12 protein-coding genes are annotated in these 11,956 nt (G+C 29.4%); 4 read left to right on the forward strand and 8 right to left on the reverse strand.

What is annotated here, in order from left to right; genetic code table 11:
- Positions 1-3 precede the first annotated feature (3 nt).
- The 8 genes from Q0893_RS06365 to Q0893_RS06400 all read right to left on the reverse strand — a co-directional run bounded on the left by Q0893_RS06365 (position 4) and on the right by Q0893_RS06400 (position 6,659).
- A complete protein-coding gene (locus Q0893_RS06365) occupies positions 4-1,062 on the reverse strand; it encodes a DUF2911 domain-containing protein (protein ID WP_299273514.1) in 1,059 nt (352 codons plus the stop codon).
- The gene (locus tag Q0893_RS06370) at positions 1,049-1,693 is read right to left on the reverse strand and encodes a DUF1579 family protein (RefSeq protein WP_299273517.1); all 645 of its coding nucleotides are present in this window, start codon (positions 1,691-1,693) and stop codon (positions 1,049-1,051) included. The genes Q0893_RS06365 and Q0893_RS06370 overlap by 14 nt, the downstream gene beginning before the upstream one ends.
- Before the next feature lie 113 nt (positions 1,694-1,806).
- The gene (locus tag Q0893_RS06375) at positions 1,807-2,214 is read right to left on the reverse strand and encodes a DUF1761 domain-containing protein (RefSeq protein ID WP_299273520.1); all 408 of its coding nucleotides are present in this window, start codon (positions 2,212-2,214) and stop codon (positions 1,807-1,809) included.
- A 33-nt stretch (positions 2,215-2,247) separates the two neighbouring features.
- Positions 2,248-2,667 (reverse strand): SRPBCC domain-containing protein, encoded by a 420-nt coding sequence (locus Q0893_RS06380; protein WP_299273524.1) that lies wholly within the window; start codon positions 2,665-2,667, stop codon positions 2,248-2,250.
- 11 nt (positions 2,668-2,678) lie between these two features.
- Positions 2,679-3,149: a DinB family protein gene (locus Q0893_RS06385; RefSeq protein WP_299273527.1), complete on the reverse strand. Its 471-nt coding sequence runs from the start codon at positions 3,147-3,149 to the stop codon at positions 2,679-2,681.
- 26 nt (positions 3,150-3,175) lie between these two features.
- Positions 3,176-5,593, reverse strand: a complete 2,418-nt coding sequence (locus Q0893_RS06390) for a TonB-dependent receptor (protein WP_299273530.1) — start codon at positions 5,591-5,593, stop codon at positions 3,176-3,178.
- Between the two features lie 28 nt (positions 5,594-5,621).
- Positions 5,622-6,089: a YHS domain-containing (seleno)protein gene (locus Q0893_RS06395; RefSeq protein WP_299273533.1), complete on the reverse strand. Its 468-nt coding sequence runs from the start codon at positions 6,087-6,089 to the stop codon at positions 5,622-5,624.
- A 12-nt stretch (positions 6,090-6,101) separates the two neighbouring features.
- Positions 6,102-6,659 (reverse strand): DinB family protein, encoded by a 558-nt coding sequence (locus tag Q0893_RS06400; protein WP_299273536.1) that lies wholly within the window; start codon positions 6,657-6,659, stop codon positions 6,102-6,104.
- A gap of 214 nt (positions 6,660-6,873) precedes the next feature.
- Here Q0893_RS06400 and Q0893_RS06405 point away from each other — a divergent pair, with 214 nt between their 5' ends.
- The 4 genes from Q0893_RS06405 to Q0893_RS06420 all read left to right on the forward strand — a co-directional run bounded on the left by Q0893_RS06405 (position 6,874) and on the right by Q0893_RS06420 (position 11,115).
- Positions 6,874-7,767, forward strand: a complete 894-nt coding sequence (locus tag Q0893_RS06405; RefSeq protein WP_299273539.1) for a LytTR family DNA-binding domain-containing protein — start codon at positions 6,874-6,876, stop codon at positions 7,765-7,767.
- Positions 7,768-7,985: 218 nt separating this feature from the next.
- Entirely contained in the window at positions 7,986-8,675 is a 690-nt protein-coding gene (locus Q0893_RS06410; protein WP_299273542.1) for an outer membrane protein, read from the forward strand.
- Positions 8,676-8,905: 230 nt separating this feature from the next.
- Entirely contained in the window at positions 8,906-9,754 is an 849-nt protein-coding gene (locus tag Q0893_RS06415) for a DUF2911 domain-containing protein (RefSeq protein ID WP_299273545.1), read from the forward strand.
- A 218-nt stretch (positions 9,755-9,972) separates the two neighbouring features.
- Positions 9,973-11,115 carry an MFS transporter gene (locus Q0893_RS06420; RefSeq protein WP_299273549.1) on the forward strand — a complete coding sequence of 381 codons (1,143 nt, stop codon included), beginning with the start codon at positions 9,973-9,975 and terminating at the stop codon, positions 11,113-11,115.
- The last annotated feature ends 841 nt before the right edge of the window (positions 11,116-11,956 follow it).

Below are 11,956 nucleotides of genomic sequence, written 5' to 3' on the forward strand. Positions count from 1 at the left end.
ATTTTAATTAGTCACTTCAATAATCAATCCCTCTAAACTCCTTTTTTGTCTATCTAGTTTGGCTATTTTTAAAGCTGCTTCATAATGCTTTTTAGCCTTTTTATTTTTACCCATTGCCTGATATATTCTTCCCATACCTAAATCTGTTGGCCAAACATTACTACCATACTTATCGTAATTAGTTTGAAAAACCACTAACGCCTGTGGCAATTTTTCTTCTCTCATGAGTTTTCTACCATAATAATAAAGTTCTTGAGGTGTACCCAATGATAGTGCAAAGTCATAAGTGCTTTTAGATTCTTCAATTTTTCCTAATTTTTCTAATAATTGATATTTCACAATCAAATTACTGAAGTTAGCTGCAATGGTTACTGACTGATTAATCCAATCTAGCCCTTGTTGTAAATAGACCTCATTACTTAGACAGTATTTTGCTGCTTGCAAGGTACCTTCGTAATTAAATAACCCTATAGCACCATTAAGTTGTCTTTTAAAACTTTCCAATACTATTTTGTGTATATCAACTTCAATTTTAAACGGAATTAATAAATTTTCCCATTTTAATGCTAAATCACAATGAGATGACATACGCTCTATAAAATCATATGTTAACCACTCTGTAAAATGATTTTCAATTGCTTTAACTTTTATGCGTAATGCATCTTCTTTTTCATTATAAACTGTAGAGCCCCAAGAAGTACTATTATTTGAAAAAACAATAGTCCATTCATTTTCAGTAGGAATCATAAACAATCCATAAACTCCAGCATTAAGCTTATTGCCATTTATTTGTACATCATGAGAGAATCTAATAGTCGTATTCTCATTGGCACCAGCGCGCCAAACTTTATCAAAAGGAACTAATTTATTCCATATTTTACCAGTTCGTCCATTTACACGAGGACTACTATAATCTACAGTAATCTCAACAATACTACCAATACGCTGTGTTACCGTATTTCGCTGACTGTTTCCACTTGGTGGGGCATCTAAAAATTGGCCAATTGCCAGATTTGAAAATGAAACGATTAATACTAAACTTAAAATTTTAAACTTTTTCATCTGTTCTCTTATATTCAATTAAAACTTCACTAAATGTTGAACTACTATAAATATCTTTGAAACGTAAGGTAATGGTATAGTATGATTCACTTATAAAATCAATACTAACTTCATAATCTTCATCAACCTTTAAAATGGTGTCAAAACGGCTTCCTTTAGTTTCTATAATTTGTTTACTTTCTTGCTTTTGAACGATTCCCTTTGAACTAACATTGTAAGTGCCACCATCGCTGTAAAGGGTAACTTCATAAAAATTGGTTTGCCTATTAAAACCTAATATCATTAACCCGACTGCTAATTGTTTTTCATTATCATCAACAGATTCAGAGTGTAAAAAGCGATCACCTAAAATCATTTTGTTTTTTGTAATTCCTTCACCAATAAATACATCAGTTCCATCTGGCGATTTTACTTTAGCCTTAAACTTCCAAGTACCTGTTATTGTCTTAAAAATTTGATGTTCTTCTCCAGCAGGTATTAAATTCATAACTTCCTTTGCTAAAGCTATTTTTTGTTCTTGTGTATATTCTATTGGAGAATCATCATTGGTATCGTTATTTTTATCTTTTGAAGATTGATTACAAGAAAAAACGAATAGAATTCCAATTAATAAGAGAGTATATTTTTTCATAATTTTTATTTTGTTCTTATTAAACAATGTGATTAATTTAATGTTTAGATATGTCAAACCAAGAATTTTGTTTTATTTGAAACTCATCCAATGTTGTCCCTTTTAATATTTTTTTATCTCCATGCACCTAATATGAGCCCTACAATACTAAAATATATCACAGTATATCCGCCATGAATAAGAATGTAGTTCCATGTCTTTTTTTCATTTAAAGAAATTATTATTAGTCTTGGCCATATTAAACCAAATCCACACAGAAATCCTATCATTAAACCCCATTGCCAATTGGTAGAAGAACTACCCAATAAAAAGGCAATATTATAAGACATAAAGTAGGATAAAAGAATACCAATGATGCGAACTTTTAAGAACTTGGTGTTCTTCATTTCTTCATTAGTAATCTTGATTTCTTTTATCCACGCTCTATAAAATAGCAAGGGCGAATACCAAATACCTCCTAATAAAATACTGATTAATGCACATACAAAAACTGCCCAATGATTAATAAATATATCTTCCATTATTTTACTAATTAATATTAAATAATAAATGCATTATGTTTTAAATGGCTCTCCTTTTCCTGTTTCACATAATCTTTTTAGACTTTCTAAGTAGCGTCCCCATTGATAATTACAAAAACCAAAAAAATCACTTTCTTCTCGCCAATCCATATGTGAAAATTTTAAAATGGTGTTTTCACCTTCAGCTATTAATTCAAAAGATAAATTGGTACCTACCCATTCCTTATCACCATCCATACATTTCCAGAAAACTGACTTATTTTCGATTAATTCTTTAATTTCCATCTTACAGAAACCTAAATCACCAAACCCAAAGAAATTAATGTATCCTTCTTTTGGTTGAGCATCTACCTCTGTTGTCCACCAATTCCCTAGACCTTTAGAAGTTGTTAGTGCTTCAAAGACTTGAGTCGGCGAAGAATTTATTTGTAGATTATGTTTTATGTTTTTCATAATACACTATGTTAGTTATGCTTTAAAGCATCATAACCCAGAGCTTTTCTCAAAATACCTAGTTGTCCAATATGATAAGCTTCATGATATGTAAAAAACAATACTATGTCTATTAGCTTTCCACCAAAGGCATCTTTTTGAAACTCTTCTTCACTCATCGAACTTAACTTTTCAACCAACTGATTTGTAATATCAGGTAAGGCTTTAGACAGCTCATTAAGTGATGGATATGTTATATCGTCTTGTATTTTTTTTAAATTCCCAAATAAATCTGGATAAGGCTCTGAAACTTGCATACCTAGCATACCGCATAACATGTAACGGCACGATACAATATGTCCAGTAATCCAAGTAATATGATTTACCTGTTCACTAATGCGTGTAGTTGCATGTTCTTCAGTAATTCCATCAATTGATTTGTTAAAAAAATTAGTTTGCATTTGAAATAATCCAACTATTGGTGTTGCTGTTTTTGATTCCATATTTAAAGTTTTAATTAATTATTGATTTATTGTTTAATTACTCTACTATCTTCATCTAATGCTCCAGACTTCTTCTTTTTAGCTGCTTTAATTTTGTCATTACCTATTGGATAAGTTAATGCTAATACAAATCGGCTATTCTTTCTTCTAAAAAAGAACTCTAAATCTTGATTTTCAAACTCTACGCTACCAGTAGCTCCAGAAGAATCGAATATATCATTAAAGGTTAGGCGTGTATTTAGCTTCTTAAATAAAGTTTTCTGAACACCTAAATTAAATATGTAAAAAGTATCATTACGGCCTAATGCAGTTGCTGAAGGGGATTGGAAAAATCCGTTAAATTCAAATTTCAAACTGTTTTTTAAATTAAAAGTATTGCTAGTATTAACTCTAAATGATGCAACACCTTGGTTAATTTTTGAACCTTCAAAATCAGACTTGTAATGATTATAAAATATACTTGCTGAAGTAAACATGCGCCACCAATTAGCAAGCTGTTTTTGGTAATTTATTGTACCGTTATAATTGTATAAATGATCTAAATTTATGTTTGTGGCTATACCTGTTAATTCAGCATCATTTTGTATTGTTATAAAACGTATAGCATCTTTTGTATGGCTATAACCTAGTGAAAAGGTCCAGTTTTTGGAATTGTATGAAGTTTCAAAATTGTTAGTGTACTGTGGTTGTAATAACGGATTTCCTTCTGCAAAAGTAAATGGATCTATAAAGAAAATAAATGGATTTAAGTTTTGATAGCTGGGTCTATCAATACGTCTACTATAAGATAACCCTAAATTTTTAGTATCATTTAAACTATAGTTTACTGAAAAACTAGGAAAATAGTCTGTATAATTTCTTTCTGTTTTAGAACTTATAGTGTTTCCAATAGATTCAGTATTTTCCACACGTAAACCTCCAGTAAACTTATATTTCTCGTAGGTTTTTGAAAAATTAATATAGCCAGCCAAAACATTTTCATCATAATTAAACTGGCTAGATATATCTGGATCATTTTCCCAAGTACCATTGTTGAATTCGTCAAACTGTAAGGTGTTAGAAGTAAAAACATCACTGTATTTAGCGCCCCAATCTAAAGAAAAGGTCTTACTTATAGAATGAGACAAATCGAACTGATAAGATTTAATATCTATATCAGAATCTTCTAAATTTCGTAATAGGTCATCCCGAAGAGGTGTGTTATTATTTTCTTCATCTAATAACACATCGTAAAAGGAATCATCAGATATAGTATATGTTATTGAGTTTAGCTCTATATAAATGTTACTTTTATCACTTAACTTTCCATCATAATTAAAAGTAAACGCATAATTTTCAAGAAAGGCATCACTATTGGTTTCAACATCTAAATCTTGGTCTGGGTTGAAAGTATCTTCTATATCAGAATGTGAAAGGCCATTATCATTTCCTATGCGATTAAAACCTCTAAAATTAAATCCAAGAGTATGTTTTGGTGCTATATAATAGTCAAAACCTAAACTATATAAATGTTCATCAGTGTTAGTTACTGTTTCTTGTTCTTGGTCAAAAATTACATTTTGAGTATCATTGAGTATTCTTCTTAATAATCCAAGTTCAAGACTTCTCTCTCTATCTGCATAACTATAATTCCCGTAAACATTAAATTTTTCAGCGCGATAATTAAAATTTAATCCTGGATTAATAAATTCATTCCAGCCTGCTCCCGCATTCAATGATAAATTGGCATTAAACCCAGTAACAATGCTTTTTTTATTTATAATATTAATTACCCCTGCATTACCGCTGGCATCATATTTTGCTGAAGGATTAGTAATAACTTCTATCTTTGAAATATTTGTGCTTGGGGTGCTCCTTAATAGAGTTGCTAGGGCATCTCCAGACAAGAAAGTACGTTTACCATCTATAAGTACAATTGTTCCAGATTTTCCTAGTATAGAAATTTCATCATTATTATCTACTGTTAAACCTGGAGCTCTTTGAAGAATTTCCCAAGCATCACTACCTGCATTAATAACACTATTTTCAACATTTATTATAGTTCTATCTGCTGCTTTCTCAAAAAGTGGTTTTGTTGTAACTATATTTACTTCATCTAATTGAGTTCCTGCAGAAAACTGTAACGTTTCTACTTGAATATTTGTGCCACTAGATTTTATAGAAAAAGGTTTCGAATATATTTGATTATAGCCAACTACTGAAGCCGAAACTATATAATCGCCTGAATTGATATCTTGAATACTATAATTTCCTAGCTTATCAGAAATAGCACCTTTTACAAAACTACTATCTACAGATTTTAATAGTAAAATATTTGCGAATTCAAGAGCTTGACCATTTTCGTCATTTACTTTCCCTTTAACAGTATTACTTGTAGTTTGAGAAATGCTTTGCTGTGACGTTATAATTAAGAATAAAAAAAATATTGTTTTTAAAAGCTTCATTTTTAAATTAGATTCGTAGAAAATTATTTCATTTCCATTTCTTATTGCAAGCTTCAATTTGCTTGTTTGGATCTTTCAAAAAATCTGTTTTTACCTTATCACTTGAAAAGAAGTAAAGCCTATCACTTACAATAGTCCATATTTTTGGATTTGCAGGTGCTGCAAATCCAGACGATATAGCTTTAGTACAATAACCGCCATATTGAGGCACATAACGTTCTGGATCAGATTTAAAAGCTTGTAGATTATCATTTGATGAAAACAACCAAGTTACCCCATTCCAATCATGAACGTAAGTCCCGAATCCTTTAACTGGCATTATTTGATTAAAATAAGAAACAGCATCATATTCGCCTATAGCTATCCCAGACGTTTGATTAATGGGTTTATGAAGTTTTAAACCTATAGGATAAATTTTATTAAAGCCAAAGAAAGCAATAGTAAGCAATATAATTACTCCAACAATTATAAGTGTAGTCATCATAATTTTTTTCATTAGTTGTGTTAGTTAATATCTTTGATACTGTACAGGTTTAATTCCGTTTTCTCTTAAATAAACAATAGATTGCGCTCGATGGTGTGACATATGATCTCTTAATGCCATAGTAATTAATAGACGAGATCTATTAGGCTTATTTGACTCCCAAACAAATGGATAGGTTTCAGATAAACTTTTATCAGTAGTGTTCTTATAGAAAGCAATTACTTCATCAAACTTGTTAGATAAATCAGAAATGACTTTTTCTTTGCTTACCACAGTACTTTCATAGGTTTTGTTATTTGCTATCAAGCTAGAAAAGTCAAATTTTTCATTTTTTAGCAACAACAATTGAAAACCCATAAAGTTTTTAATATGCTTATAATGCTCTGCAAAAGTTCTTAACTCATCTGATTCCGATGGTTTATATTCAAATTTATCTGCTGGCATTTGTTCAGCCAATGCTAAAGTATAAGTCTTCATACTTGTCAATAAAGTAGCCATGTCATCAGCAATTGAACTACTTTGTCCAAGAACGGTAAAGTTGGTGATAACTGTAAGCGCAATAATTGAAACTAATTTTTTCATGATTTTTATATTTAAATTACAATGCAATTTTATAGCTAATTTGTTGCTGTTTATACCTTTGGCTATTACGTTTTCTATCAGTAGTCCTTTTATTTGTAATGAATGGTCATAGCCTAATTAGGCTTAAATCAAAAAACTTTAGTAGCTTTCAACTTATAAATAAAGAGTATTAAAACTTTGTATAAAAGGTCCTGAAAAGTGAACAAATGAAACAATGAAGAAAGTAGTTTTTTTTAAAAACATCGATAGATTTGAATTGATAAGATGGAGTATTATTTTATTCTTGGCCTTATTAATATCTCATTTCTTTGCTTATGAAAAATTGCCTTTTATATTCAAAGATTATACTTTTCCATGGCGAACATTTGGTCTTGCATTAATTTTTGGGACAACAATTTGTCATGCCAATACTACTATCAATAAGTATCTCAAAAAAAAGCACCCATTGAATAAGAATTTAAAGAATAGAATTATTCGTCAGTTTTTATTTATATGGATAGTGACCATTATTATTTTTACAATATTATATATTGGCATTAATGGTTTAATACTTAAAAAGGACTTAACTTTCATAAGTTATTCTTTCTTTTTATTTATTAGCCTTTTCATTTCAACGTTTGAGGGGTTAATTCTTATTTTATTAGAAATGTATAAGCAAAGCATGTTGAGTGAATACAAAAATGAAGACAATGTTGAGAAAGTAGTTAATAATGATAAAAAATATATAACAGTCAAAACCGCCGACAGTATTTCCAATATTGAGGTAAATAATATTGCATATGTAAACTCAAAAAATGGAATAGTAATCCTTAAAGATTTTCAAGAAAAAAAATTTATATCACAATACACATCCTTAAATGAAATAATAGATTTATTTGATTCAAATATTTTCTATAGGGTTAATCGTCAATTTTTGCTAAACAGACATTGCATTAAAAAATTAGAAGATGCAACAAATAAAAAATTAGATGTTCATTTAAAAGAAGGTTTTTTAAAATCCAATCCAGTCTTATCATGTAGCAGATACAAAAGCAAAGAACTTAGAGATTGGTTTAATAATCCTAATACAGAAAACAATATCATAGCTAATACTACCAAAAGTCTTTAGTTTAAAAATTACCTTTCATTTTAAAACAAAGAACCATTCAACTTATTTTTTATCATCGAACTACTTGAAAAATTAATACTCTACATATCTTTAATTTAGGACATGTAATTTCAGTTATATGTGCCTAATTTAAATGTCTAATATTTACTAAGTAAGAATGTTTTTGCATTACATTTTCAAATTGAAAAATTATGTTAAATCATATGGAAACTCTAAAAATGAAATTATTTGTTAGCTTATTGTTTTTAACTTTGAGTATGAGTTTGAGAGCTCAAGAAACAGTAAAACCTAAATCATTTTTTAATGACGGTGACACATACATCAACCTTAATTTGTCATTATTACTAGATTCTAAATTAATTGAAGTTGTTGGAGGAAATACACCAACATCTGGTAAAACTGAAGGTGAATTAGCTAAAGATTTAGGTTTTAGTGCTGCAATAGGAAGAAGTTTTCCCATATCTGATAAATATGGTGCTATATTGGCTCAAGCAGAATTTATTAGGCATCCAACTAAGGATGTAGAAAGCTTTGATAGTTTCGAATTTGAGAATGAGTTCAATACAACAGCATATATGGCAAACTTTCATTGGCTCATCCCAGTTAAAACATTTGATGCATTTATTGGTGGTGGATTAGGAGCTACAAAATTAACATTAAAGACAACTCCAATTAATAATCCATCATTTCCTAATTTTGAGCAGAGCTCAAATGGTTTTGCCTATCAATTTCAAACAGGAGTAATTGTTCCTATTGGAAAGATATTTATAGTTAACGCTGGTTACAGAATTTTTATAGCTGACAATATAAATTCTAATGTTACCGATCCAGAGTCTGGAGAAAAAATCAATATAAGCTGGGATTTAACTACTCATAGATTTGAAATCGGTGTGGGGGTAAAATTTTAAAAATGATTTAATAGTTTTCATGAATTGATAAAAATGTAAAGTTTCATTTCATATATATAAAGGCATTGTCATAAGGCAATGTTTTTTAATTTGCATAAAATGCTTTATGTTCTAGTTTACCATTTATTAGAATAATAGCGACCCTTTATTATAATATGCTATTTATTAGCATAGAAGCTTCAGCATACTAGAATATTTTAGCGGTATTAATTTTAAAAAAAACTACTATCATGAAATATCTTTTCAAATTAATTTGCTTATTATTTTTTATTACTTCTTATTCTCAAGATCAAACTTCATTTGATAAATTAAGCCATATAAGTTCTAGAGCTTCGGTAATGCAGCGTATAGGAATAACCAAAATTGAAATAAACTACTACCGCCCTAATATTAATGAAAGAGAGGTTTGGGATGATTTAGTGCCATATAATAAAGTTTGGAGAGCTGGCGCAAATTTTTCCACTACTATTGAATTTTCAACAAATGTTATAATTAATGGAAGTGAATTAAGTGCAGGCAAATATGCATTGTTTATTCTGCCTACAGAGAATGAATGGACATTCATCTTTGATACTCAAAGTTTACAATTTGGAACATTTTTTTACAGAGGTCAATCAGATGCACTTAGAGTAAAAGTAAAACCTACAATTTATAAAGATTATAATGTAAAATCTCTAATATACTTTTTTGAAGATATAAATTTTAATAAAGGTAACCTTACTTTGGCTTGGGCAGATAGAGAAGCCTCTATTAATATATCTACTAGTGAAGAAGATATAAAAAAAGAAGTTACAGATTACATCCAAAAAGCAAGAGAAACTAAAAACGTAATTGATTATACCAACGCTGTAAATTGGGCTTTAGATCATGACATGATGATTGAAGAAGCTAAAGTATGGTTAATGGAATCAAAACAAATAAAAGAGATTTTCGGTAATAATTTTCTACTAGCTCGATTTGCAGAGCATGAAGGCGATTATAAAAAAGCAATAGAGATAGCTCAAGAGGTTGAAAAAAAGTTTCCACAATTTAAAAGCGTAACAGATTCTTTTATTAATAGATGGCAAAAGAAAATATAGTTTGTTTGGTTGTAGCAATTAAAAAGTAACCTTATTGTTTTTCATGTGATAGATAATGATTTATTAGTTTGAAAGGTTATTTTTTTTTTAAGAGGCGGTATAACATGCTGCCTCTTTCTTACTCTTAATAGTCATTTCACATTGTTATTGTTAAAACTCATTTCTCTATAATGTCTAAACCACACAATTTTTTTGTCCTGTTAACTCTATGGCTACTAATGTTTTCTTCAAGTAGTCAGTTTCTAATTATGGCACCAATACTTCCAGAAATTTGCAGGCAACTACACGTAGACGAAAGTTTATTAGGTTTATTAATTACAGTATACTCATTAACATTAGGTGTAGTAGCATTATTTTCAGGATATGTTTCTGATAATATAGGAAGAAGAAAAATAATATTACTTGGTTCAGGGTTAATGGCAACAACATTAATACTTCACTATATTGCCTATGACTACTATTCACTTTTGGTAATTAGGATATTAACAGGTGTTTCTGGAGGGATTCTTACAGGATCTTGCATTTCATTTGTTAGAGATTATTTTCCATATAACAAAAGAGGTTGGGCAAATGGTGTCATAGCTACAGGAAGTGCAATCGGTCAAATTGCAGCCATCCCTTTAGGGGTTATTTTTGCTAAAAATTTTGGTTTTGCAACTCCTTTTATGTTTTTCGGTTTCGTAATGTGTCTTGTGTTTGGGTTAGCATATTTTTTTATACCACAAATTAAAAATAATAGAACAAAAGTTGAAATAAAGCCTATTTCAATACTCAAAGGGTACATACAAATCTTAAAAGCTTCAGTTTATAGAATACTTTCAATCTCTTATATTCTAATGTTTTTTAGTATAACAGTATATCTAGTATATTTCCCTAAATGGCTAGAAGCATCCTTTCGCTCAGGTGCTAAAGATATAGCGTTGGTTTTTTTCTTTGGCGGCTGTGCATCCCTTTTAGCAAGCCCTTTTGCTGGTAAATTAACAGATGTTGTCGGTAGAAAACCTGTTACTATTATTTCAAATTTTATTTTAACACTAATTTTAGGCTTGTCTTTAGTTATTGAATTAAGTTATATGCAAGCTACGGCAGTTTTCTTTTTATTCATGCTGTGTGTTTCTGGGAGGCTAGTATCGTTTCAATCATTAGCATCAGATATTACAAGTAGTGAAAACAGAGGTCAAGTAATGTGTTTGATGATTGCTATTGGTCAAATAGGTATGGCACTAGGCTCTGGTATTGCTGGTTTAATGTATAGTACAATAGGATTTGAACTCAATATAATTACTGCTGCAATAGCATCATTAATAATGGCAATGATTATTTGGAAAGTTATACCAACCGTAAAAACAATAACTGTTTAAGTGATCAAATTTCCAAATATATTGCGCAATTTAGATAAACAACGATGGTGTTTTATTGAAATAAGATGTAAATCAGAAGTGGGACAACTTCATATATTAGGATGTTATAATATCTGTTAGACATCACTCTTACTACTAAATGAAATGGGTAAAACAAAGCTTCAACCAAAAAAATGATTAAAGATTTTATTTGCATAGTATAGGAATTAAATCCTAAGTTATTTTAATTTTTTGATAAAATAATTGTCCCATATTTGTACCATTTTTATTAAGACACTTATGAATAGTAAGGGAATACTTTATCTATCCCAAATAACAACACCCAATAGTGGATATTAATAATTTCCTTAAATATAAAATAGTAATGAAAAATTGACGTTTCGCTATTGTTTCACCATGCCTTTTTGGTAGGAGATAAAAGCCAATAAAACAGGGTGGTTATGCAAATAGGTTCAAACCTGCTAGAAACTCAGTTTTATGTATCTACTATTTTTATTGAAAGCCTTATAAATAGGTGAGAAGTGCTTTATGTATCCATTTTTAAGTCAATTGAGAATTAACATGTTTTTAGAACTTATGGTTTGAATTCAATTTAAGCTGAATTAGACCAAACATCATTTTTCATAAAATTAGATTTGGAAACCTTTTCTTGTGTAAATAGTTCATTCCTTACCCATCAAGTGCACTTCACTACATATTATATTTAATGATGTTATTAAGCTTTGTCATTAAAAGTGATGACATTAAAATCATATTAAGTTAGGCGAGAGGTTGATCTAAAATATTGAACATTTGTAAATATTAATTTAAAACTTTTTACGATGGAAGATTCAACAAAAAA

It is taken from the genome of uncultured Psychroserpens sp. (assembly GCF_947494225.1).
Classification (GTDB): domain Bacteria; phylum Bacteroidota; class Bacteroidia; order Flavobacteriales; family Flavobacteriaceae; genus Psychroserpens.